Here is a 23,959-nt window from a genome sequence, read left to right as displayed (position 1 = left end):
GGAAGGTCTAGAGCAGCTTCAGCCGCTGCGCCTGCTCCGTCAGCTCGGCCCGGAAGGCCGGGTGCGCGATGCCGATCAGCTCGCGCGCGCGCTGCTTGGCCGACTTGCCGCGCAGCTGCGCCACACCGTACTCGGTGACCACATAGTTGATGTCGTTCTTGCTCGTGCTCACGTGCGTGCCGGGCGACAGCGAGGGCACGATGCGCGAGATGGTGTCGTCCTTGGCCGTCGAGGGCAGCACGATGAAGGCCTTGCCGCCGCGCGAGCGGTTGGCCGCGCGCACAAAGTCCGACTGCCCGCCCGTGCCCGAGTACGGCGCGTAGCCCAGGCTCTCGGAGCCGCACTGACCGAGCAGGTCGATCTGCATGGTCGCGTTGATGGCGACGAGGTTGTCGTTCAGCCCCGCCAGCGCCGGGTCGTTGGTGAAATTGACCGGGTGCATTTCGAGCGCCGGGTTGCGGTCCATGAAGCGGTAGAGCTTGCTGGAGCCCAGCGCGAAAGTGGCGATCGACTTGCCCGGCAGGTAGTTCTTGCGCCGGTTGGTGACCGCGCCGCTCTCCACCAGCGTGAGGATGCCGTCGCCGATCATCTCGGTGTGAATGCCCAGGTCGTGCTTGCCCGTGAGCTGCATCACCACCGCGTCGGGAATGCCGCCGTAGCCGATCTGCAGCGTGGAGCCGTCGTCGATCAGGTCGGCCACGTACTTGCCGATGGCCTCCTGCACCACGCCGATCTTGGGCAGGCCGACCTCCATCACCGGCGCCTCGTTTTCCACCAGCGCAGCCACCTGCGAGATGTGCACATGGCAGGCGCCGCAGGCAAAGGGCACGTTCGGGTTCACCTCCAGCACCACGGCGCGGGCGCGGGCGACAGCGGCCATCGTGTAGTCGGCGCCCAGGCTCAGGGCGAAGTAGCCGTGCGCGTCCATCGGCGAGGCCATGCTGAAGACCACGTCGGCCGGTATCTGCCCTCGCTCGATCTGCGCGGGAATCTCCGAGAAGTAGTTCGGCAGGAAGTCGATCCAGCCCGCCTGGCCGCCCGCGCGCGTGGCGCCGCCGAAGAACAGCGCCACGTGGCGCACATGCTCAACGGTCTCGGGGTCGATGTAGGCGTACTTGCGCATCGCCAAAATCTGCGCCACCTTCACGTCGCGAAAGTCGCGGCGCTGCTCCGACAGCGCCGTGAGCAGCGTGGGCGGCTCGCCGACGCCGGTGGGCACGACGATCATGTCGCCGTTGCGCACCTGGCGCACGGCATCGGCGGGAGCGGCCAGCTTCTGGCGGTACAGGTCCTGGGGCGTGGTCATGCGCGGTTCAATGCCTGTTATCTGTAGTCGCCGCGTCGCGCGGCCTGGTTGGCGCGGGTGCGAAGCACCAGCGCCTGCTGTGCGACCGCCACGTTGGCGGCGTCGCCCTTCCACGCATCGAGCGCTGGCTGCTGCACCGCGCGCGAGAACGAGAAGGTCAGCGCCCACGGCATGCGCGACTTGAACCTGAGGTTCATTTCGTTCAACCGGGCGGAGGCCAGCTGCGCGGACTGGCCGCCGGAAAGAAACGCGACGCCCGGCACGGCAGCGGGCACGGTGCGCAAGAGGCAGTTGACCGTGGCCTCGGCCACCGCCTCGACCGAGTCCTGCACCGCGGCCTTCTGGCCCGGCAGCACCATGTTCGGCTTCAGCAGCATGCCTTCGAGCAGCACGCCCTGTGCGCGCAGTTGCACGAAGGTCTGGTGCAGCACTTCTTCGGTGACTTCGGCGCAGCGTGCGAGCGAATGGTCGCCGTCCATCAGCACCTCGGGCTCGATAATGGGCACGATACCGGCCTCCTGGCACAGCGCGGCGTAGCGTGCGAGCGCGTGGGCGTTGACGTCGATGCAGGCGCGGCTCGGCAGGCCCGCTGCAATGGCGATCACGCCGCGCCACTTGGCAAAGCGTGCGCCCATGCCAGCGTATTCGGCCAGTCGTTCACGCAGGCCGTCCAGGCCTTCGGTAACGGTTTCACCCGGGTGGCCGGCCAGCGGCTTGGCCCCCATGTCGACCTTGATGCCGGGGATGATGCCCACGGCCTCCAGCGCCTTGGCGAAGGGCAGGCCCGCGTTCGTCGTCTGGCGGATGGTCTCGTCGAACAGGATGGCACCGCTGATGCTGTCGCCCAGCCCCGGCGCGGTGACGATCAGCTCGCGCCAGTCGCGCCGCACCGCCTCGGTCTGCGGGATGCCCAGCGCCGCGAAGCGCTTGTTGCAGGTGGCGTTGCTCTCGTCCATGGCGAGCAAGCCCTTGTCGCCGGCGACCAGCGCGCGGGCGGTAGCTGTCAGTGTCTGTGCGGTCATGTTGCGTATGCCTCTCTGGCGAGGATCGTACGCCTCGCTTCGGCCGCAGTCAGGCCACGCGCACAAGATAGTCGGGGAATTGCGGCTCGGGCAGCACTGCCAGGACCTTCAGTTGCTGCTGGGTGCGCTTGCGCGCGGCCTCCAGATGGGCCTCGAACGCCTCGGCCGCCAGCGCGAACTGCCGTGCGCAAAGATGCTCGACGATGGCCCGGTACTCATCGAGCAGCAACCGGCTCGTCGATTGCTGGAACATGCGCAAGAACGTGCGGTTGACGATCAGCGGCATCTGGCACTGCTGAAGGATGCCGAGCATCTTGGCGTTGGGATGCCTGGAGAGGCAATCCCCATGAATCTGGCTTTCGATACGCAGCAGTTCTTCCGTGCCGACGGCCTCGGGATCGCTCAGGGCGCCACGCAGGCCGAGCAGGAACTGTTCGTCGAGCTTCGGCGCGCTGTTCAGCAACGCGGCCGGCGCAAGCAGCAGCAGCACTTCGAAGTCCTGCGCGATGGCGCGCGCCGTGAGCGGGCCGGCGCGCCAGGAGGCATAGGCGCTCTTTTCGACGAGGCCGCGGTCCACCAGCCGACTCAACACCTCGCGCAGCGCCACCCGGTTCACGTTGAAGTGCTTCATGGCCCGCGCTTCGTCGATGCGAAAGTGACCGAACACCACGGCGGCGGAAATCGAACGCTCGAACTCGCCGTAGATGCGCTCGCTTTCAGAGGGGATGTAGATGGTCGCGCCCTGCGCGTCCTGCCCGAGCGAAGCTTCGTCGATGGCCAGCCGCTGGGGCTCCACCTGCTGGCCGCGCGGCGCCACCATGTAGCCGCGACCGGGAAACTTCTGCAGCAGCCCTTCTTCATGCAAAAGATGAAAGGCCTTTCGCACCGGGACGCGGCTGGTGCCGAACACGTCGGCCACCGGTCCCTCCAGCAGCACCAGCCCGGGCACGATGCGCTTGTCGGCAATGGCCTGGCGCAGCCGGTTGCGGATCACCTCGTAGCGCAACTTCCGCTCGCCGGCTTCGGCGGCCGGGGACACAGAGGGGTCGGGTTCGATGTTCGCACCCCTGTCGCTGCCTCGCGGACTCATTTGCTCTTTGTCACTGTCGTGCAGTCCTGTCTCTTGTCTCTATGGGTGGTCAGCCGCTGCGCAGGAACTCGGTCCATTTGCGCACCAGGTAGTTGTGCTCGTCCATGACGGTGTCCCAGACGGCGATGTTGCTCATTCGCTGGGTGTAGGAACCGCCGTCGCGCACGCTGCCGCGGCGGATCAGGATACTACCGTCAGGCCCCGGAAGGTCTTCGCCGGCCGGCTCGCCTTCATACCAATAACCCCACTCCGCCGCGCTCATGTGCGCGCGCGAGCGCTGCGGGTTGGAGATGTAGAAGCCCTGCCGCGCCATCGCGGCACCCGCCCAGCCCGAATGCCACCAGTTCAGGTAGCGGTAGGCCGCGTCGAGCTTCGGGCCCTGCGCGCGGCGAGCGATGCCCATGCCGCCGTACCACGCGCGGTAGCCCTCCCTCGGGCAGGCAAGCCGGTAGGCCAGCCCGGCCTTCTCGTAGGCCACGATCGACGGCGACCAGTTGCTCTGGATGGCGACGCGGGCATCGATCATCATCCGCGCGGCGTCGGCGTAGTTGGCCCAGAAACCTCGGAACAGGCCGGCCTTCTTCTTGACCATGAGCAGCGAAATCATCTGGTCGATCTCTTCGATCTCCAGGTTGCTGATGTCGCGGAACGCCATCTCGCCGCTCGCGCGCAGGGCCAGCACCGCGTCGAGCGCGCCGATGGCGGCGTCCGCCTGCAGCGCCACGCGGCCGGTGCATTGGGGCGACACCAGCCACGACCAGCTTTCCTGCGTGGTGTCGAACCACTGCGAGACCTCGCCCGGCAGATAGACGAAGCTGTCCGCGTTGTGCGTGAGCGGCAGCATGCTGATGCGTGCGCTCGGCGTGTCGCCCACGCTGCCGTCCGCCTGCACGTACAGGCGCGTGACCGGGTTGCAGCCCTGCCCGTAGCGGGAGTCCGGTGCGAGCCGGCCTGTCTTGGGCAAGGCGTTGACTTCCGGCCAGTGCGCGATGCGGTCCAGCTCGACGGCCTGCAGCGCGCCGGCCGGCCAGAGACAGTCGACGCTGTGGAACCACTGGTCATAGACGTCGAAGCTGCCCTGCTCCATCACGGCCTGGCGCTGCGCGTCGAAGCCGTCGAGCACCTCGAAATGAATGCGCAGCCCCAGGTCCGCCATGGCCCGCTTGCGCACCGCCTCGGTCAGCGTGACCGACGTGCCCAAGACACGCAGTTCGGTTCTCTTCGATGCCGGTGTGGACATGGCTACGCGCCGGCAGTGGAAGGCGCGTAGAAGCGCTCGAACGCTTGCCACGACGCGGTGACGTCCTCTTGCGACAAGCCTTGCGTGATGAAGACCAGACGAGAACGGCGGTCTTCTCCAGGCCAGGCGTCCAGGTGTTCCGGAGGGTGCATCAAGTGTCCGATCCCATGCAAGACAGTGGGTTGCCCGTGCGCAAACCCGTCGGCCGCGATGCCCAGCAGCCCCTTGATTCGAAACAGCCGATCGCCGTGACGGTGCACCAGGAGGGTCAGCCACAGGGTGAGCGTGAACCATTCTATGGGTCGCTCGAACACCATGCAGAACGAGCTTGCCTGCGTTTGCGCCATATGCCGCGCATGGTCGCCGCCAAGGCGTGCGGGCGCAAGGTCGGCGCCGGGCCGGGCCCGCAGGGTGCCCGCGCTCACGCGCGCAATCCATCTTGCGGTGTCGTCGGACGATTCATGCGCCAGGTCGTCGTGCCACGGCGTCGGCCCCGTCGGTGCTTCCAGCTGCAGCGCCAGGGGGTTGAGCCTTTCCAGCGTTTCGCGCAACGCAGCCGCCTGCTGCGTGTTCACCAGGTCTGTCTTGCTCAGCCACAGCGTATCGGCCGCCGCAACCTGCGCGATCCATTCGGGATGCGATGCCTGCTGGTGCCCGGCATGCATCGCATCGACCACCGTGGACACGAAGGCCGGCCGGAAGTGATGACGCAGCTGCGCATCGCCCAGCAGCGTGGCCAGCACCGGCCCCGGGGTTGCGAGGCCCGTGGTCTCGATCACCACGCGGCGGAACGCCGGCAGTTCCCCGCGCTGGCGGCGCGAGAAAAGGCGCATGAGCGCGTCCTTGAGCTCGCCCCTGATCGAGCAGCAGATGCAGCCGTTGTCGAGCAGCACGGTGTCGGCATCGATGGCGCCGACCAGCAGGTGGTCGAGCCCGACGTCGCCGAACTCGTTGATGAGCACCGCCGTGTCTCCGGCGCTGCCGCCGTGCAGCCAGCGCCGCAGCAGCGTGGTCTTTCCGCTTCCGAGAAAGCCGGTGAGGATGCCGACGGGCAGCACGTCGAAGGCGACTTCCGTCATGGCGTGTCCTTGTTCTGCGCCACCGGCCAGGGCATGGCCAGCGGGTCGATGGTGCGGCCCAGCAGCTGCTCGGCCGCGCCCCAGAGCGCGCTGAAGTCGGGCACCAGCACGCTCGCCCCTGTCGGCCCCAGCAGCACATACGACTGCCCATGGAAGTCCTGCAGCTCCAGCCTGAACAGCTTGAGCAACTGGTTGGCCCGCGCGATCTGCAGCAGGCGCTGGCGCCGCCCCTGCACAGAGCCGGCGGCCGCGTGGCTCCAGTGCGCCGCGCCTTGCAACAACCCGCACATTCCGCACATGGTGGTTCGCCTTTCAGGGCATCACGTCGCCGGAATTCGGACCCAGCGTCTGGCCCACGTACAGGTTGCCACCGGGGTCGGACGCGAGCAACAAGGCCGTTGGCGCCACCTCTTCCGCACGGCCGAAGCGGCCCAGGGGAAGGCTGGCTTCCTTGGCCCGCTTCCACTCGGCGCTGATGCCGTCCACCAGCGGCGTGGCAATGGGGCCTGGCGCGATGGCGTTGACCAGCACGTTGGCCGGCGCCATCTCCAGCGCCAGCGACTTGGTGAAGCCGATCACGCCCGCCTTGGCAGCGGCGTAGTGGCAGAGCTCCACACCGCCCTTGATGCCCAGCTGCGAGGCCACGTTGATCACGCGTCCCCAGCGCTGCGCGGCCATGTGGGGAATGGCCCTGCGCGCGCAGAGGAACACGCTGCGCAGGTCGACGCGCAGCATGTCGTCCCACATCTGTGTGGACATGCTCGCGCACGGCGACTGGGTCAGCATGCCCGCGTTGTTGACCAGGATGTCGATGCCGCCCAGGGCCTCCACGCAGGCGTCGACGGTGCGGTTCGCCACGGCTTCGTCGCTGATGTCGCCCACGACAACTTCGGCCCGGCCGCCGGCTTCGCGGCAATAGCGCGCCACGTCTTCCACCCGTGCGCGGTCGAGGTCGGCCAGCAACACGTGGGCGCCGGCTTGCGCATAGGCCAGCGCGATGGCGGCGCCGATGCCGCTGCCGGCACCAGTCACCACGGCACGCCGTCCTGTCAGAAGTGCTTGGTTCACAGGAAGTCCCTCGGGTTTCAGCCGGGCCAGCGCACGGTCAGGCCGCCGTCGGCGATCACCGATTGGCCGGTGATGTAGGACGCGTCGTCGCCGGTCAGAAAACGGATCAGCGCCGCCACTTCGCGCGCCTTGCCGACCCGTCCGAGCGGAATGCCGGTGGCCGCCTGCTTCAACCCCTCGGGCCCCAGCGAGTTGACGGGGTCCAGCGATTGCGGCGTCTCGATCAGCCCGGGAATCACGCAGTTGCAGCGGATGCCGCGCGGCGACAGCTCCATGGCCACCGCGCGGCACAGGCCGGTGACGCCCGACTTCGCGGCCGCGTAGTGCACATGGTTCTCCCACCCGTACACGCCGCCCGCAATCGACGACACCGCGACCATCGAGCCGCCATCGCTCATGTGGCGCGCGGCGGCGCGAAAGGTGCGCATGACGCCGCTCAGGTCGACGTTGATCACGTCCATCCATTGCACATCGCTCATGGCCGTGAGCGGCGCCTGGCGCAGCAAGCCGGCGTTGGCCACGGCATGGTCGATGCGCCCGAAGCGCTCTACCGCGACTTGTGCGAAGCGCTCGACCTGCTCGGTGTCGCCCACGTCGACCGCCACCATGGCGCAGCGGCCGCCGGCCTCGGCAACCAGGCGCTCGGTCTGCGCCGGGTCGTGCGGATCGCCCGGAAAATAGCCGCCCACCACCGCCACGCCCACCTGCGCATAAGCGACCGCCAGCGCCTGGCCGATGCCGCTCGCGGCGCCGGTGACCAGCGCCACCCTGCCCGCTCCTGATGTCGATGAAGTCATGTCGCGCGCTCCCTACTTGACGGACTTCGGATCGACGTGCGGCACCAGCATCATCACCACACCCGAAATGATGCAGGGCACCGCACCCCAGTAGACCGCGGCCTGCACCCAGTCGGCCCCGTGCGACAGCGTGTACGTCACGCCGAAGCCGGCCGCAATGGCGCCCACCTGCCCCATCGCATTGACGAACGAGCCGGCGGTTGCGCGGATGTGGCTCGGAAAGCTCTCGCCGACCAGGAACAGCACGGCGGCATACGGTCCGATCAGGAAGAACAGGCCCAGCGAGTACAGCGGCACGATGCGCCAGAAATCGCCCTGCGGCGCCTGCAGCATCATGTAGAACGCCATCCCGCCAAGAACCCAGCCGATGGCGACGGCGGTGCGGCGGCCGATGCGGTCACCCAGCCAGCCGTGGAACATGTAGCCGAGGAAGCCGGCCAGGTTCGACAGGATCAGCACCTGCAGGGCGTTGGAAAAATCGATGCCCTTGCCCGGCGTGCCGCCCGATCCGCCGAGCACCGACGTCCCCAGCACGGCGAAGATCACGATGGCGAACCAGTTGAGAAAGAAGGCCAGCGCCAGCGACAGCGTCGGCCGCAGCGAGACACCCTTGAACATCGCGGAGATGCCGGTGTGGTGCCGCGCAGCCAGGTCGATGCCTTGCGCCTGCGCGAGCCGTTGCGCCTCGCCCGTGCGTCCGCTCTGCTGCAACTGAGCGATGCGCTTGCCGGTCAGGAACTGCGGCGTCTCGACCAGCTTGCGCCCGAGGATCGCGATCACGACGGCGGGAAACATCGCGAACACGAAGGACAGCGCCCAGCCGCCGCCCATGCCGAACCAGCGCTCGCCCAGCGGGTACAGCGCCGCCACCAGCACGGCGGTGAGCACCGCGCCCACAGGCCACCCGCCCTGCACCAGCGAGTAGATGAAGCCGCGCCGCTTCGTCGCGGCCGGGTCGGTGTGCACCAGGGAGAACAGTTCGCTGAGATAGGTGGCGTTGATGCTCTGCTCGGCGTAGCCCAGGCCGGCCAGCGAGCGCACCAGGATCAGCAGCACGAAGCCCACCCCGGCCGACACGCCGATCACCCAGCCCGCAAACGCCGTCAGCCCTGAGCACAGGGCCGCGCCGGCGACGGCAATGATGATGCCCTTGCGCCGGCCCAGCCTGTCGGCGATGGGGCCGATGCCGAAGGCGACGATGACCGTGCCCAGCGTGACCCAGGTGTTGAGGTTGGTCTGCTGGTCCGCGGTCCACTTGAAATGATCGCCGAGCCTCGGCAGCAAGGTGCCGAACAGAATGAAGTCGTAGACGGCGAAGACCCAGGCGAAGAAGCACACCCAGGTGGCGTAGTTGACCTGCTGCTTGGTGACGACGGGCGGCGTCCAGGCGGTGGCGGCTGCGGCCTGGGCGGCGGCTGCTGCGGCATGAGGAGGCGTAGAGGCGTTCATGGCTGTGGTTCGCTTTCTGTAGGGGGTGCGATGCAATGCCGCTGACTCAGCCGCGCGGACTGCGGCGCAGGAAGTCGTCCGCGATCTGGTCGCAGGTCATGAAGCGCACGCCGTCGTGGGCCTTGAAATGCTCGATCAGCCGTTCGAGCATCAGCAGCACCTGCGGCCTGCCGGACACATCGGGATGGATCGTGATCGGGAACACCGCGTAGTCGTGCTCGCGGTAGACCCAGTCGAACTGGTCGCGCCACATCTGCTCGATGTCGCGCGGGTTCACGAAGCCGTGGCTGTTGGGCGACTTCTTGATGAACATCATCGGCGGCAGGTCGTCCAGGTACCAGTTGGCCGGGATCTCGACCAGCGAGGTTTCGGTGCCGCGCTCCAGCGGCTTCATCCAGGTGTCCGGGTGCTTGCTGTAGTCGATGCGGGTCCACTTGTCGCCCACGCGCACGTAGTACGGATGGAAGTCGTTGTGCATCAGGCTGTGGTCGTACTTGATGCCCTTCTTGATGAGCAGCTCGTTGGTGATGGGGCTGAACTCCCACCACGGCGCGACGTAGCCGGTCGGCGCCCTGCCCGCGAGCCGGGTGATGACGTCGATGCTCTTGTCGAGCACGGCCTCTTCCTGCTCGGGCGTCATCGCGATCGGGTTCTCATGGCTGTAGCCGTGGATGCCCAGTTCATGGCCCGCGTCGACCACGGCCTTCATCTGGTCCGGAAAGGTCTCGGCCGAGTGGCCGGGCACGAACCAGGTGGTGGTCAGGCCGTATTTCTTGAACATCTTCAGGAGGCGCGGCGAGCCCACCTCGCCGGCGAACATGCCGCGCGAGATGTCGTCGGGCGAATCCTCACCGCCGTACGAACCGAGCCAGCCGCCGACGGCGTCCACATCCACCCCGAACGTTACGAAGATTTCCTTGGTCATGTTCACTCCTTGAAGTTGAGGAAAGAAAGCACTGGCTCGAGCGGCGCACCCGCGATGAGCGAGGGCATTCCGTCTATTTTGTACTTTGATATCAAAGTACATTTTTAGGGAATGTAGGACCTTTTGCGTGCTCCTTTTTAGGTGTTAACCCTTGGTCTTCTTGCGTCAGGCAGCGCAGCGCCACCGGCGTGCATGCGGCGCCGGCCTTGGTTTCGGGAGAGGACATCCGCTCGTGCGACGCAGCTCGGTCGCAGGCGCAGTGGAGCAGCTAGATCACGTTCTTTTCGAGCAGCGGCGTGTTCTGCAGGACGCGCATGAAAGACAGCGCGGACAGATCGAGGCTGCGGTAAGCACCGAAGCAGATCAGCTCCGCCACCCCTCGCCCCGCGGCCGGACATTGCTGCAGCCCATGGCCCGAGAAGCCGTTCGCGAAGTACAGGTTGTCGCAGCTCGGATGCAGCCCGAGGATGGCGTTGTGGTCGAACACATTCATCTCGTAGTAGCCGGCCCATGCGCCCGTCATGCGGACGGCCTCGAAGGCCGGCACGCGCTCCGCCAGCGCGGGCCAGATGAAGTCGTCGAAGGCGTCGTACGCCACTTCCAGAGGCATGTCGTCGGGGTCCTGGTCTTCGGGCGGCGCGAAGCCGCAGATGAACTGGCGACCTTCCGGGCGCAGCCAGATCCCCGAGGTGTCGATGACCAGCGGGCAGCCGGGCAAGATGTGTGGGCATGAAAAGCTGAACACGCTGCGACGACGGCCACGCACCGGCAGGTCGATGCCAGCCCATTCGGCGACCTTTGCCGCCCAGGCACCTGCGGCATTGACGACGACGTCGGCCTGCAGCGCCTCGCCGTTGCCGAGCTGCACGCCGGTCACGCTGCGACCGTTGCGCAGCAGCCCGGTCGCTTGCGCCTGCACATAGCGCACGCCCTGCGACGCGGCCTTCTTGCGAAAGGCCTGCAGCAGGCTGTAGCCGTCGTACCAGCCCTCGCCCGACAGGCCGAGCGATGCCAGCGCCACGCCCTGCGTGGACATCCACGGAAATCGCGCCTTCAGTTCAGCGGGCGTCATCAGCGCCACGTCTACCGCATGCGCCTTCTGCATCGCGTGGTTCTCGCGCAGCACCTCGACGCCGCCCGGCGAGGCCAAGTAGAGGTAGCCGGGCTCGACCAGGCCGATGTCGGGCACGTTGCCACCCACACGCAAGGTCTCGCCCAGCGAGCGGAAAAACGCGATGCCGTACAGCGACATCGCGATATTGATGGCCGTGGAGAACTGCTGCCGGATGGAGCTGGCCGACAGCGCGGAGGACGCCTGCGTGTAAGAGAAATCGCGTTCCACCACCGTGACGTCGAAGGCCTCGCCCTTCGGGTCCGCGGTCAGGAAATATGCGATGGCCGAGCCGATGGCCCCGCCCCCGATGATCACCACACGACGCATGGAATGCCTTTCGTTGCTGCCCGCCCCCAGAATAGCGCCGATGAGAAAAGACATTCCCAACCTGGGCGCGTTGCAGGCCTTCGAGGCCTCGGCGCGGCTGGGGAGCTTTACCCGCGCGGCCACCGAACTGGCGCTCACGCAAAGCGCCGTCGGCCGCCAGGTGGCCATGCTCGAACAGCGCCTGGGCGTGCCGCTGTTCTCGCGCGTGCGCCGGCGACTGACGCTCACCGACGTGGGCCGCGAATATGCGGCGCGCATCCGCCACCACCTCGACCAGATCCGCCGCGACACGCTGGAGATCAGCGCCGGCCACGAGATGGGTTTCGTGCTGGAGCTGGCCGTGGTGCCGACCTTCGCCACGCAATGGCTCATTCCACGTCTGCCCGACTTCAGCCGGTTGCACCCGAACATCACGGTGAACCTGTCGGCGCGCTCGCAGCCCTTCTCGTTCCAGGAGAACGCGTACGACGCGGCCATCTACTTCGGCGACCAGTTCTGGCCGAACACGCGCGGCGGGCTGATCTTTTCCGAAGGCGAGATGGTGCCCATCTGCAGCCCCGCGTTTCGCGACGCGCACGGGCCGTGGGACGAGGCCGGCTTCGAGCGCTGCCGCCATGTACACCTGAGCACGCGCGCCCACGCATGGCGCGACTGGTACGCGCAGCAGGAATGGGAGTACACCGTGCACGCCTCGCGCGGGCCGCGCTACGAGCTCTTCACCATGGTGGTGGCGGCCACGGCGGCCGGCATGGGCGTGGGGCTGGCGCCGCGCATCCTGGTCGAGCACGAACTGCGCACCGGCGAGCTCGTGATTCCGGTGGACCGGCACCTGGACGTGCGCCAGGGCTATTACTTCGCGTACCCCGAAGGCCGGCCGGCCTCCGGGGCACTGGAGCACTTCAAGCAGTGGGTGCTGGGCCTGACACCGGCCAGGCCTGCCTGAACAGGCTCAGACCGGGTTCGGGTTGCGCTCCAGAAAGCCCTGCTGGTGCCAGTAAGGGTAGGTTCGCGGCGTCGCGCTGGCCGCGTCCAGCTCGGCGACCTGCGCGGGCGTGAGGTTCCAGCCGACCGCGCCCAGGTTCTGCCGCAGTTGGGCTTCGTCGCGCGCGCCCACCACCACGCTGGACACCGTCGGGCGCTGCAGCAGCCAGTTCAACGCCACCTGCGGCACCGTCTTGCCGACTTCGGCGCCGACCTTTTCCAGTGCATCGACCACGCGGTACAGCAGCTCGTCGGGGACCGGCGGGCCCATGTCGGCCGTCACGTGCAGGCGGCTGTTGGCGGGCAGCGGCTGGCCGCGGCGGATCTTGCCCGTGAGGCGGCCCCAGCCCAGCGGGCTCCACACCACGGCGCCCACGCCCTGGTCCTGCGCGAGCGGCATCAGCTCCCATTCGTAGTCGCGGCCCACCAGCGAGTAATACGCCTGGTTCGCCACGTAGCGCGAATAGCCGTAGCGCTCGGACACGGCCAGCGACTTCATCAAATGCCAGCCCGAGAAGTTCGACACGCCGATGTAGCGCAGCTTGCCCACGCGCACCAGGTCGTCGAGCGTGGAGAGCGTTTCTTCCACCGGCGTGCTGGCGTCGAAGCCGTGCAGCTGGAACAGGTCGATGTAGTCGGTGCCCAGGCGCTTGAGCGCGCCGTCGACCGCACGCACGAGGTGATGGCGCGACGAGCCCACTTCGTTCGCGCCCTTGCCGCTGCGGAAGGTGGCCTTGGTGGAGATCAGCAGCTGGTCGCGCGGCCGGCCCTTGATGGCCTCGCCGAGCACGGACTCGGCCGAGCCGGCCGAATAGATGTCGGCGCTGTCGAACATGTTCACGCCCGCGTCGAGGCAGATGTCGATGAGCTTGCGCGCCTCGGCCACGTCGGTGCTGCCCCACGCGCTGAAGAACTCGCCCTTGCCGCCGAAGGTGCCCGTGCCGAAACTCAACACGGGGACCTTGAGGCCCGATTTGCCCAGGTGACGGTATTCCAAAGTGGTACTCCTTCGCGCATGCGGATTCATGAAACCGGCAGGCCGACCGGCCCACCGTTGAAGGCCATTGTTTGGCGAAGCATGGAACCCTGCGCGCACGCGGGCTTTGCGGCCCGTGCTTGCGTGCTCGCGCTGCGGTGCTACTTCAGGATGCGTGCCATCGCGTCGTCGAAGGCCAGCACGTCCGATCCCACATGGGTGGAGTTGAACGACGTCTCGATGAGCTGCAGCCCCACATAGCTGCGGGCGGCCATTCGTTGGTACATCTGGCTGACCACCGGTTGATTGCAGCCGGAGGCGCAGTGCGCCAGGATCAGCGTGACCGGAAGCGGCCTGCCCGCCAGCGCATCGAACATCTTCTGCTCCAGCGCATAGAGCTCGGTCTGCTGCTGCCAGAAGGCGGCCTCGATGGAAATGAAGTAGCTGAAGACGAGGTTGTCGGGTGCCTCCAGGAAGAGCGCCGACGCCGCCAGGTTGCCGCTGGTCGACAGGCCCGTGAGCATGCGCTTCTTCGGATCGGCCCGGTACCTCGCGTCGATGTACGGAATCAGCTGCTTCACAAGGAAGGTGTGGTACGCCTCGGCGCCGGGAAAGTTGTAGTCGTCCTGGCGGCGCGCGGTGTTGCCGATGCCGATGAGGATGGCCTTTGCCGAGCGCTTGACCAGCACGTTGGACAGGTTCACGAACCGTGTCGAGTTGAGCCCGTTGGTGGCGTCCCCGTCGAGCGCATAGATGGTGGGATACGCATCGGTGTTCGCGTCGTAGCCCGCGGGAATGTAGATGCTGATCGGATAGGTCACGCCCGTGGTGCTCGACGTCAGGCTGTCGGTCACCACGCGGCTTTCAGACGAAGGCGCCGGCGCCGGCGCGGGTTGTGCCGGCGCGGTGCCGGCCGGCGGCAGTATCGGCAGCACCGCGCCGCCCCCACCGCCTCCTCCACCACCCCCGCCGCCACATGCGGACAGGCCCACGCACACCACACAGCAACCCAACACCGCGAGCGAGCGGCGAACCCATTCCAATCTCATGTCGGTCCCTCTTGTTATGCGGTGCCAGGCGCACCGAGGCGCATGCTCACAGCAGACGCGCAGGGTGTCAACCGGCCGATGACCCACGCGGCAGCCGCATCGCGCAGGCATGAAAAAAGGGCGCAGCACAAAGTGCTACTGCGTCGACCAAGCGACTTCGGTGCAGCTGCATCGGCTCAGTAATATCGGGCGATGCAGATCTCTCTTGAAAGCCCCGACCAGCCCGACGTCATCCAGCTCATCGACGACCTTGATGCGTACCAGAAGCCGCTGTACCCGCCGGAGAGCCACTACGGCATCGACATCGCGGCGCTGTCCGCCGCGAACGTGCTGTTCGCTGTCGCGCGCGATGAAGAAGGCAAGGCCATCGGCTGCGGCGCGATCGTCGTTGGCCCCGAGTTCGGCGAACTCAAGCGCATGTTCGTGCGGCCCGAGAACCGGGGGCAAGGCGTTGCCGCGAAGCTGCTGAAGTTTCTTGAAGCGCAAGCCGCAGCTGAAGGCTGCACGACGTTCATGCTGGAGACGGGCCCCAGCCAGCCCGAGGCGCTTTCCTTCTATGCACGATCCGGGTACGAACGGCGCGGGCCGTTCGGGGGGTACCGGCCGGATCCGTTCAGCGTGTTCATGGAGAAGGCGGCGGTTCGGTAGCGATCTTGTTCGGGGTGCGTGCTCAGGTTTTGGCGTTCCTTGCTCGCGGAGCCTTTGGCACCTTCTTGTTCTTCTGCTGACCGACTTTCGCGCCCGCCTCTGCCGCCCGCAGGATGCGCCTGAACTTCGGGCATTCCATGTGGCTCGGCGCTGAACACACGGCGGCATGCCGCAGGCCGTCGCGCATCACGCTCAGGTTGCGGATCGTCCTGTCGAGTTCGTCCGCCTTGGCCGTGAGCATCAGCCGGTCGATGCGCGGCTGGCCATCGGCGCCGAACATGCGCGCGATCTCCTCCAGCGAGAAGCCCGCCGTTCGGCCCAGCGCAATCAACGCCAGCCGCTCCAGCACGCCCGCGTCGAACAGGCGTCGCAGCCCGCGCCGGCCGGTCGAGACGATCAGCCCCTTCTCGTCGTAGAACCGCAGTGTGGAGGCCGGCACGCCCGAGCGCTGTGCCACCTCGCTGATATCCAGGTGCATCACCCTCTTGACCTCAAGTCGACTTGAGTTTGCATAGTGCGGTTTCCGCCTTCGCAAGGCAAGCCAAAAAAAAGGAAACGAACATGACCACCCCGCAGCCATCCGGCCACGAGCAGGCCAGACTCTGGAACGGTCCCTCCGGACACACCTGGGTCGACATGCAGGCGACGCTCGACCACCTCTTCCAACCCTTCGAAGACCTGCTGGTCGAAGCGGTCGCGGACACCGGCGCGCAGCGCGTGCTCGACGTCGGCTGCGGCACGGGCGGCACCACGCTCGCCATCTCGCGTTCGCTAGACGCCGAGGGCCGCGTCACGGGCATCGACCTCTCGCAACCCATGATCGCCACGGCCCGCGCGCGCGCCGAGCGGCAAGGCACCCCAACGACCTTCGTCTGCGCCGACGTGCAGAGCCACACCTTCGAGGCGGGCGCATTCGACATGCTGGTGTCGCGCTTCGGCGTGATGTTCTTCGACGACCCGGTGCGCGCGTTCTCGAACCTGCGGCGCGCCGCCACCGACCACGCATCGATGAAGTTCATCGCCTGGCGCAGTGCCGCCGAAAACCCGTTCATGACGACCGCCGAGCGCGCCGCCGCGCCCCTGCTCGACCTTCCCGCGCGCCAGCCCGGCGCGCCGGGGCAGTTCGCGTTTGCCGAGCGGCAGCATGTGCACGGCATCCTCCAGCAAAGCGGCTGGTGCGACATAGCCATCGTGCCCATCGACGTGCCCTGCACGCTGCCCGAGAAGGACCTGCTGGGCTACCTGAGCCGGCTCGGCCCGGTCGGGATGAAGCTTCGGGACGCGGACGAACGCACGCGCGCGCAGGTCATCGACACGGTCCGCGCGGCGTTCGATCCGTTCGTGCACGGCGACGAAGTGCGCCTTAGCGCCGCTTGCTGGTCGATCGGTGCGCGCGCGGGCAAAAGCGCCGCATGACCGAAGCGACACACCGGCCGGCACCTGTGCTCGCGATGCGTCTTGAACGCATCGCGATGGCGCGAGCCAGGCCGGCGCTCAGGGGCTATGCACAGCAGCGCCTTCAGTCAGCGCCGAGCGCATGGATTGGAGCGTGGTGTCTATCGAATCGATCCGGCGCTGCATTTCCTCGTTGACCAGGCGAATCAACGCACCCAGTTCAGTACGCGTTGGAGCCAGCAGCTCCGAGTCATCCAGCTCGAGCGGCTCGATGAGCCTCTCGAGGCATGTGTAGGCGCACAGCACCTCACGCAGGTGACCGGTGTCGTCGCAAGCTTGAATGGCGAGCGACTCGGGATTCGTGTCGGGGCAAGAAGAAGAAGAAGAAGAAGAAGAAGAAGAAGATGACGTGCACGAGCAAGCAGACCGGACCATGAATGGCCTCCATAAGGAACGCAGAGGTGCTTCGAGACGCCAATCTCGTGCACGCCAACCTCGGCGTGCGGTCGGCAGTCTACCTGCCTGACAAGAGCGGACTGGCCGATTTGAAGAGGCTCAGTGGCGATCCGGCCGCGGCGCTTTCAAAGCCGCGTTCCCAGCCAGATCACAGACTCCGTCGACGCCGCAACCACAGGCCCCGGCACCTTCGTCCACACATGGTCCGTGCGCACCTGCGACGCAGACTGGTCGTGACGCAACTGGTCCTCCTAGACGATCTGAGAGATGGCATCAACTGCCGCATGGTCCTTGTCGGCACGCCGCTCTCGTGTGTCCCTGATTCTGACGAAGCAGCAACATCAGGGAAATCCCTAGACGTCTTTCGTTGAAGCACCTGGGCGCACCCGCCTCCGAGGGAAACGACGCGCCTCCTCGTCTTTCAAGACCGCCACCGCGCTGGCCCATTCCTTGCAAACTCCACCAAAAATGACCGAAAATTTTCTTATCTGACTTATATTTGTAAACTGGTTTTCACAAAACGCACACTTTCGGGCACTCCGCACCCTTCATGAGCACCACCGTCGACACCCCAGGCACCACCGTGGCCCAGCGCATCGCGCAGGCGTTGCCGCGGCTGACGCGTTCGCACCGGCAGGTGGCCGACTACGTGCTGGAGCATCCGCTGCAGGTCGCCACGCTGCCGATCGACGAGCTCGCGACCGCGGCGGGCGTCTCTGTCGCCACGGCCAACCGGTTCGCCCGCGCGCTGAACTTCGACGGCTATGCCACCTTCCGCGCCGAGCTCGTGCGCGGCTTCGAATCGCTGGTCGCGCCGGTGGAGCGCCTGCGCGGCAACCTGGAGCACCCGACCACGGTGGCCGAGGTGTTCGCCACTGCGCTGGACGAGAGCCGACGCAACATCGAAGCCACGCGCCAGTCGCTCGACTACGCCGCCTGCGAGGCCGCAGTGGAGCGCATCGGCAAGGCGCGCTCGGTCTACATCGCGGGCTTCGGCGCGAGCGGCTGGCTTGCGGGCCTCTTGCAGCACGGGCTGGACAGCAGCTGCAGCGACGTGCGCCTGCTGCCGGGCGTGAGTGGCGTCACGCATGCAGCCCGCTCGCTCATGCATGCCGGCCCGAAGGACGTGTTCATCGGCCTGACCTTTCCGCGCTACCTCACTGACACCGTGCTGCTTGCGCAGATCGCGCGAGAGCAAGGCTGCGGCGTGATCGCGCTCACGGACAGGCCGACCTCCCCAATGGCGCCGCTCGCCGACATCGCGCTTTACTGCCAGACAGAAACCAACTACCGCCCCAATTGCGAGACCAGCGTGCTCGCGCTGGTCGAGGCGCTGACCAGCGCCGTGGCGTTGCAGGCGTCCGACCCGGTGCAGTCCGCACGCCGCACGCTGCAGGTGCTGCGGCCGTGGCTGCACGGCGCAAACGGCCTGCCACGCATTGACGGCATCGCCGCACGCACCGCCGGTACATCCAATCCCGCCGCCCTGAACGGCGCCGGCAAGAAGAAAAAGAAAGCTACCCGATGAAGAACACCACGCCCGTCATCGCCATCCACGGCGGCGCCGGCACCATCAGCGCCGCCACGACCAGCGCAGCGCAAGCCCAGGCCTACCACGACGCGCTCAAGAACATCGTGGCCGCCGCGCAAGCGGCGCTGCTCAAAGGCGCCTCCGCGCTCGACGCCACCTGCCTCGCGGTCGAGTTGCTCGAAGAGTGCCCGCTCTTCAACGCCGGCCACGGCGCGGTGTTCACGCACGACGAAACCCATGAGCTGGACGCCGCCGTGATGGACGGCGCCACGCTCGCCGCCGGCGCCATTGCCGGGGTGTGCCACATCCGTCGTCCGGTGCGCGCCGCGCGCGCCGTGCTCGAAGACGGCGCCCACGTGCTGCTGGCCGGCGCGGGCGCCGAGGCCTTCGCGCGCGAACACGGGCTGGAGATGGTCGAGCCCTCGTTCTTTTCCACCGATGCGCGCCGCGAGCAACTCTTTCGCGTGCGCGACACGGGCCGCGTGGTGACCGACCACGAAGGCGCGTCGATGGCGGCGACACCGGCCACGCCGCTCGACGAAGACAAGAAGTTCGGCACCGTCGGCGCCGTCGCGCTCGACATGCACGGCCACCTGGCCGCCGCCACGTCCACCGGCGGCATGACCAACAAGCGCGTCGGGCGCATCGGCGATTCGCCGCTGATCGGCGCCGGCACCTATGCCGACGACCGCACCGCCGCCGTGTCGTGCACCGGCAGCGGCGAAATGTTCATCCGCGTGGCGGCCGCCTACGACATCTGCGCCCGCATGGCCTACGGCGGCGCCACGCTGGCGGCGGCCACGCACGCGGTGGTGCAGCAGTCGCTGCCCGCCCTGGGCGGCACCGGCGGGCTGATTGCCGTGGACCGCCACGGCAACCTGAGCCTGGCCTTCAACACCGAAGGCATGTACCGCGGCCACGCGCGCGGCACCGAAGCGCCGCACACGGCCATCTTTGCCTGACAGCCTGACGCCGCGCGTTCTCCATTTCTCTCGCATTCCCATGTCCACCCCTTCCCTTGCCCTGCCGGACGGCCGCGTTCTCGCCGTCGACGACCTCACCGTTCGCTTCTCGACCTCCGAGCGCACGGTCGATGCCGTGAAGAAGCTGTCCTTCCACATCGACCACGGCGAAACGCTCGCGGTGGTGGGCGAATCGGGCTCGGGCAAGTCGGTCACCTCGCTGGCGCTGATGCGGCTGGTGGAGCACGGCGGCGGCCGCATCCTCGACGGCCGCATGGCGTTTCGCCGCCGCAGCGGCGAAGTGCTCGATCTGGCGCAGGCGCGCGACCAGACGATGCGCGGCATCCGCGGCGCGGACATCGCCATGATCTTCCAGGAGCCGATGACCTCGCTGAACCCGGTGTTCACCGCCGGCGACCAGATTGCCGAGGCCATCCGCATCCACCAGGGCAAGAGCAACTCGGCCGCGCGCGCCGAAGCCCTGCGCATGCTGGACCTGGTGCGCATTCCCGAGGCGCGCAACGTGCTCGACCGCTTTCCGCACCAGCTGTCGGGCGGCATGCGCCAGCGCGTGATGATCGCCATGGCGCTGTCGTGCAAGCCGCAGCTGCTGATTGCCGACGAGCCCACCACGGCGCTGGACGTGACCATCCAGGCGCAGATCCTGCAGCTCATCCGCGAGCTGCAGACGGAGATGCACATGGGCGTGCTCTTCATCACGCACGACATGGGCGTGGTCGCCGAAATTGCCGACCGCGTGCTGGTGATGTACCGCGGCGACAAGGTGGAAGCCGGCACGTCGGACGCCGTGTTCGCCGCGCCCCAGCACCCCTACACCCGCGCCCTGCTGTCCGCGGTGCCCAAGCTGGGCGCCATGCGGGGCACCGACCTGCCGGCCAAGTTCGAGCTGCTGCGCACCGAGGATTCAACCGACACCACGCCAGCCGAGGCCGCCACGCCGCAGGACACGGTGCGCGAAGGCGCGGGCCCGATCCTGCGCGTGCGCGACCTGGTCACGCGCTTCGACGTGCGCAGCGGCATCTTCGGGCGCGTGAAGCGCCGCGTGCATGCGGTGGAGAAGATCAGCTTCGACCTCTACCCTGGCGAAACGCTGGCGCTGGTGGGCGAGTCGGGCTGCGGCAAGTCGACCACCGGCCGCTCGCTGCTGCGCCTGGTCGAGAGCCAGAGTGGCGCCATCGAGTTCGGCGGCCAGAACATCCGCGAGCTGCCCACGCGCGAGCTGCAGGCGCTGCGCCGCAACATCCAGTTCATCTTCCAGGACCCGTTCGCCTCGCTCGATCCGCGCGTGACGGTGGGCTTCTCGATCATGGAGCCGCTGCTGATCCACGGCATCGCCAAGGGCGCCGAGGCGCAGCAGCGCGTCGACTGGCTGCTGCGCAAGGTCGGCCTTCCGACCGAGGTGGCGCAGCGCTATCCGCACGAGTTCTCGGGCGGCCAGCGCCAGCGCATTGCCATTGCACGCGCCCTGGCGCTCAACCCCAAGGTGGTGGTGGCCGACGAATCGGTGTCGGCGCTGGACGTGTCCATCCAGGCGCAGATCGTCAACCTGATGCTCGACCTGCAGCGCGAGCTGGGCGTGGCCTTCTTGTTCATCTCGCACGACATGGCCGTGGTCGAGCGCATCAGCCACCGCGTGGCCGTGATGTACCTGGGCCAGATCGTGGAAATCGGCCCGCGCCGCGCGGTGTTCGAAGACCCGCAGCACGCCTACACGCGCAAGCTGATGGCCGCGGTGCCGGTGGCCGACCCGTCACGCCGCCACAAGCCGCGCGCGCTGCTCGAAGGCGAGATTCCCAGCCCGATTCGCGCGGTGGGCGACGAGCCCGTCGTGCCGCCGCTGGTGCAGGTGGCGCCCGGCCATTTCGTTGCACGCCACGCCGTTGGCGGGGCCTTCTGATTTTTTACCCCCGCAGGCCCGTCCTGTTTTTTTACTCGAACCGACTGGAGTTCTTTCCATGAAGCAATCTTCTTCCTCCCTGCGATGGGCATCCGCACTGCTGGGCCTGGCCGCGTTGGCCGCTTCGGGCACGGCACTGGCCGCCAAGGACGTGGTGCTGTCGATCGGCTACCAGCCGGAAACGCTGGACCCGTACAACACCAACACCACCATCACCACGGCCGTGACCAAGACCTTCTATGAAGGCCTGTTCCAGTTCGACAAGGACCTGAAGGTGCAGAACGTGCTCGCCGAGAGCTACGACGTGTCGAAGGACGGCCTGGTCTACACCATCAAGCTGCGCAGCGGCGTGAAGTTCCACGACGGCACCGACTTCAACGCCGAAGCGGTGAAGTTCGTGCTCGAGCGCGTGCTGAACCAGGACAACAAGCTGCTGCGCTACAACCAGTTCAACCGCGTAAGCAAGGTCGAGGCGGTGAACGCCACCACCGTGCGCATCACGCTGAAGGAGCCCTTCGGCCCCTTCATCAACTCGCTGGCCCACGCCTCGGCCGCCATGATCTCGCCCACCGCGCTGAAGAAGTGGGGCAACAAGGACATCGCGTTCCACCCCGTGGGCACGGGCCCCTTCGAATTCGTCGAATGGAAGCAGACCGAAGCGGTCAAGGCCAAGAAGTTCGACGGCTACTGGAAGAAGGGCTTCCCCAAGGTCGACACGGTGTCGTGGAAGCCGGTGCTCGAGAACAACACGCGCGCGGCCATGCTGCAGACCGGCGAAGCCGACTTCGCGTTCCCCATTCCCTACGAGCAGGCCGACCTGCTGAAGAAGAGCGACAAGCTCGAAGTGGTGGCCACGCCGTCGATCATCACGCGCTTCCTGGCATTCAACATGCTCGTGAAGCCCTACGACAACCCGAAGGTGCGCGAGGCCATCGGCTACGCCATCAACAAGGAAGCGCTGGCCAAGGTCGCGTTCGGCGGCTATGCCTTCCCGGCGCAGGGCGTGCTGCCCCAGGGCGTGAAGTACGCCGAGAAGATGGCCCCCATTCCCTACGACGTGAAGAAGGCCAAGGAACTGCTGACGGAAGCCGGCTACCCGAACGGCTTCGAGTCGGTGCTGTGGAGCGCCTACAACAACACGACCAGCCAGAAGACCATTCAGTTCGTGCAGCAGCAGCTCGCGCAAGTGGGCATCAAGCTGCAGGTGCAGGCCCTCGAAGTGGGCCAGCGCACCGAGCAGGTCGATGCATGGCCCGATCCGAAGACCGCCAAGGTCCGCATGTACTACACGGGCTGGTCGTCGTCGACCGGTGAAGCCGACTGGGGCCTGCGCCCGCTGTTCGCCTCGGAAGCCTGGGCGCCCAAGCTGAACAACATGTCGTTCTACAAGAGCGACGTGGTCGACAACGCACTGGCCAAGGCACTCGTGACGGTCGACGAAGCCGAGAAGGTCGCGCTGTACAAGACCGCGCAAGAACAGATCCGCAAGGACCTGCCGCGCGTGCCGATGGTGACGGAGCAGAACCTGTCGGCGAACTCCAAGCGCCTGTCGGGCGTGTTCGTGATGCCCGACGGCAACATCAACATCGACGCCATCGCGGTGTCGAACTGACCGACAGCCGGCCTTTCGTTTTCCTGAATGACTGACTGTCCGACGGGCGGAGGCATGTCGCCCCCGCCCGTACGCGACAACCGCACCCCATGCTGAATTACTTTCTCAAACGACTGTTGGGCCTGATCCCCACACTGCTCATCGTGGCGGTGCTGGTGTTCCTGTTCGTCCACATGCTTCCCGGCGACCCGGCGCGCCTTGCCGCCGGCCAGGACGCCGACGAGCAGACCGTGGCCATGGTTCGCCAGGAGCTGGGCCTCGACAAGCCGCTGCCCCAGCAGTTCGTGAGCTTCTTCACCCACATGGTGCAGGGCGACTTCGGCACCTCGATCCGCACGCGGCGGCCGGTGTCCGCGGAAATCGGCGAGCGCTTCTTCCCCACGGTGATGCTCACCATCACCAGCATGGTGTGGGCGGTGATCTTCGGCATGGGCATCGGCATTGTTTCTGCCGTGTACCGCAACAAATGGCCCGACCGGCTGGGCATGACGCTCGCGGTCTCGGGCATCTCCTTTCCCGCATTTGCACTCGGCATGCTGCTGATGCAGATCTTCTCGGTGCAACTCGGCTGGCTGCCCACGGTGGGCGCCAGCACCTGGAAACACTACATCCTGCCCTCGGTCACCCTGGGCGCGGCCGTGGCGGCCGTGATGGCGCGCTTCACGCGGGCCTCGTTCGTCGAGGTGATCCAGGAAGACTTCGTGCGCACCGCGCGCGCCAAGGGCGTGCACGAGTCCGGCGTGATCTTCAAGCACACGCTGCGCAACGCGCTGATTCCGGTGGTGACGATGATGGGCCTGCAGTTCGGCTTTCTGCTGGGCGGCTCCATCCTGGTGGAGGCGGTGTTCAACTGGCCCGGCCTGGGCCGCCTGCTGGTGGACGCGGTGCAGATGCGCGACTACCCCGTCATCCAGACGCTGGTGCTGCTGTTCTCGCTCGAGTTCATCCTGATCAACCTGGTGGTCGATGTGCTCTACGGCTACATCAACCCCACCATCCGCTACAAGTGAGCAC

Annotated in this window: 23 protein-coding genes; 8 read left to right on the top strand and 15 right to left on the bottom strand. The window is 67.0% G+C overall.

The features are described 5' to 3' along the window. Positions 1-7 precede the first annotated feature (7 nt). The 11 genes from AC0IYU_RS08580 to AC0IYU_RS08530 all read right to left on the bottom strand — a co-directional run bounded on the left by AC0IYU_RS08580 (position 8) and on the right by AC0IYU_RS08530 (position 11,417). Positions 8-1,306, bottom strand: a complete 1,299-nt coding sequence (locus AC0IYU_RS08580; protein WP_472115198.1) for an acetyl-CoA hydrolase/transferase family protein — start codon at positions 1,304-1,306, stop codon at positions 8-10. Positions 1,307-1,323: 17 nt separating this feature from the next. Further along, on the bottom strand, positions 1,324-2,328 hold the full coding sequence (locus AC0IYU_RS08575) for a class I fructose-bisphosphate aldolase (protein ID WP_472115195.1): 1,005 nt from the start codon (positions 2,326-2,328) through the stop codon (positions 1,324-1,326). Between the two features lie 49 nt (positions 2,329-2,377). Then, the gene (locus AC0IYU_RS08570; protein WP_472115192.1) at positions 2,378-3,367 is read right to left on the bottom strand and encodes a GntR family transcriptional regulator; all 990 of its coding nucleotides are present in this window, start codon (positions 3,365-3,367) and stop codon (positions 2,378-2,380) included. A gap of 100 nt (positions 3,368-3,467) precedes the next feature. Next, on the bottom strand, positions 3,468-4,658 hold the full coding sequence (locus AC0IYU_RS08565) for an ABC transporter substrate-binding protein (RefSeq protein ID WP_472115189.1): 1,191 nt from the start codon (positions 4,656-4,658) through the stop codon (positions 3,468-3,470). Positions 4,659-4,660: 2 nt separating this feature from the next. After that, positions 4,661-5,737 carry a CobW family GTP-binding protein gene (locus AC0IYU_RS08560; protein WP_472115186.1) on the bottom strand — a complete coding sequence of 359 codons (1,077 nt, stop codon included), beginning with the start codon at positions 5,735-5,737 and terminating at the stop codon, positions 4,661-4,663. Continuing rightward, positions 5,734-6,036 carry a hypothetical protein gene (locus AC0IYU_RS08555; RefSeq protein WP_472115183.1) on the bottom strand — a complete coding sequence of 101 codons (303 nt, stop codon included), beginning with the start codon at positions 6,034-6,036 and terminating at the stop codon, positions 5,734-5,736. Before AC0IYU_RS08555 ends, AC0IYU_RS08560 begins: the two co-directional genes overlap by 4 nt. Positions 6,037-6,049: 13 nt before the next feature. Continuing rightward, positions 6,050-6,805: an SDR family NAD(P)-dependent oxidoreductase gene (locus tag AC0IYU_RS08550; RefSeq protein WP_472115180.1), complete on the bottom strand. Its 756-nt coding sequence runs from the start codon at positions 6,803-6,805 to the stop codon at positions 6,050-6,052. A gap of 17 nt (positions 6,806-6,822) precedes the next feature. Beyond that, positions 6,823-7,602, bottom strand: a complete 780-nt coding sequence (locus AC0IYU_RS08545) for an SDR family NAD(P)-dependent oxidoreductase (protein ID WP_472115177.1) — start codon at positions 7,600-7,602, stop codon at positions 6,823-6,825. A 12-nt stretch (positions 7,603-7,614) separates the two neighbouring features. After that, positions 7,615-9,051 carry an MFS transporter gene (locus AC0IYU_RS08540; protein ID WP_472115174.1) on the bottom strand — a complete coding sequence of 479 codons (1,437 nt, stop codon included), beginning with the start codon at positions 9,049-9,051 and terminating at the stop codon, positions 7,615-7,617. Positions 9,052-9,097: 46 nt separating this feature from the next. Then, positions 9,098-9,976: a polysaccharide deacetylase family protein gene (locus tag AC0IYU_RS08535; RefSeq protein WP_013541066.1), complete on the bottom strand. Its 879-nt coding sequence runs from the start codon at positions 9,974-9,976 to the stop codon at positions 9,098-9,100. A 268-nt stretch (positions 9,977-10,244) separates the two neighbouring features. Beyond that, on the bottom strand, positions 10,245-11,417 hold the full coding sequence (locus AC0IYU_RS08530) for an NAD(P)/FAD-dependent oxidoreductase (RefSeq protein ID WP_472115171.1): 1,173 nt from the start codon (positions 11,415-11,417) through the stop codon (positions 10,245-10,247). A gap of 40 nt (positions 11,418-11,457) precedes the next feature. On the opposite strand from AC0IYU_RS08530, the gene AC0IYU_RS08525 reads away from it, so the two are divergent. Further along, complete coding sequence (locus tag AC0IYU_RS08525; RefSeq protein WP_435438195.1) at positions 11,458-12,360, top strand: LysR substrate-binding domain-containing protein; 903 nt, start codon at positions 11,458-11,460, stop codon at positions 12,358-12,360. 6 nt (positions 12,361-12,366) lie between these two features. Here AC0IYU_RS08525 and AC0IYU_RS08520 read toward each other — a convergent pair whose 3' ends face one another. Next, on the bottom strand, positions 12,367-13,395 hold the full coding sequence (locus tag AC0IYU_RS08520) for an aldo/keto reductase (RefSeq protein WP_472115168.1): 1,029 nt from the start codon (positions 13,393-13,395) through the stop codon (positions 12,367-12,369). 140 nt (positions 13,396-13,535) lie between these two features. Beyond that, complete coding sequence (locus AC0IYU_RS08515) at positions 13,536-14,423, bottom strand: alpha/beta hydrolase (protein ID WP_472115165.1); 888 nt, start codon at positions 14,421-14,423, stop codon at positions 13,536-13,538. A 192-nt stretch (positions 14,424-14,615) separates the two neighbouring features. Here AC0IYU_RS08515 and AC0IYU_RS08510 point away from each other — a divergent pair, with 192 nt between their 5' ends. Further along, entirely contained in the window at positions 14,616-15,071 is a 456-nt protein-coding gene (locus AC0IYU_RS08510; RefSeq protein ID WP_472115162.1) for a GNAT family N-acetyltransferase, read from the top strand. Positions 15,072-15,093: 22 nt separating this feature from the next. Here the strand turns inward: AC0IYU_RS08510 and AC0IYU_RS08505 are convergent, their stop codons facing one another. Beyond that, a complete protein-coding gene (locus tag AC0IYU_RS08505) occupies positions 15,094-15,552 on the bottom strand; it encodes a helix-turn-helix domain-containing protein (RefSeq protein ID WP_472115159.1) in 459 nt (152 codons plus the stop codon). Positions 15,553-15,632: 80 nt separating this feature from the next. Between AC0IYU_RS08505 and AC0IYU_RS08500 the strand changes: the two genes are divergently transcribed. Then, positions 15,633-16,487, top strand: a complete 855-nt coding sequence (locus tag AC0IYU_RS08500; RefSeq protein ID WP_472115156.1) for a class I SAM-dependent methyltransferase — start codon at positions 15,633-15,635, stop codon at positions 16,485-16,487. Positions 16,488-16,565: 78 nt separating this feature from the next. On the opposite strand, the gene AC0IYU_RS08495 is transcribed toward AC0IYU_RS08500, so the two are convergent. Beyond that, positions 16,566-16,901 carry a hypothetical protein gene (locus AC0IYU_RS08495; protein WP_472115153.1) on the bottom strand — a complete coding sequence of 112 codons (336 nt, stop codon included), beginning with the start codon at positions 16,899-16,901 and terminating at the stop codon, positions 16,566-16,568. 571 nt (positions 16,902-17,472) lie between these two features. On the opposite strand from AC0IYU_RS08495, the gene AC0IYU_RS08490 reads away from it, so the two are divergent. From AC0IYU_RS08490 to gsiC, 5 genes are all read left to right on the top strand, one after another. Then, entirely contained in the window at positions 17,473-18,450 is a 978-nt protein-coding gene (locus tag AC0IYU_RS08490) for a MurR/RpiR family transcriptional regulator (RefSeq protein WP_472115150.1), read from the top strand. Next, on the top strand, positions 18,447-19,415 hold the full coding sequence (locus AC0IYU_RS08485) for an isoaspartyl peptidase/L-asparaginase family protein (protein ID WP_472115147.1): 969 nt from the start codon (positions 18,447-18,449) through the stop codon (positions 19,413-19,415). The genes AC0IYU_RS08490 and AC0IYU_RS08485 overlap by 4 nt, the downstream gene beginning before the upstream one ends. Positions 19,416-19,455: 40 nt before the next feature. Beyond that, the gene (locus AC0IYU_RS08480; protein WP_472115144.1) at positions 19,456-21,333 is read left to right on the top strand and encodes a dipeptide ABC transporter ATP-binding protein; all 1,878 of its coding nucleotides are present in this window, start codon (positions 19,456-19,458) and stop codon (positions 21,331-21,333) included. A gap of 58 nt (positions 21,334-21,391) precedes the next feature. Next, a complete protein-coding gene (gene gsiB / locus AC0IYU_RS08475) occupies positions 21,392-22,945 on the top strand; it encodes a glutathione ABC transporter substrate-binding protein GsiB (protein WP_435438187.1) in 1,554 nt (517 codons plus the stop codon). Between the two features lie 89 nt (positions 22,946-23,034). Next, entirely contained in the window at positions 23,035-23,955 is a 921-nt protein-coding gene (gene gsiC, locus AC0IYU_RS08470; protein WP_472115142.1) for a glutathione ABC transporter permease GsiC, read from the top strand. The last annotated feature ends 4 nt before the right edge of the window (positions 23,956-23,959 follow it).

The sequence above is a fragment of the Variovorax sp. AC103 genome, from assembly GCF_979254005.1.
This window is presented reverse-complemented; position numbering and strand designations above follow the sequence as displayed.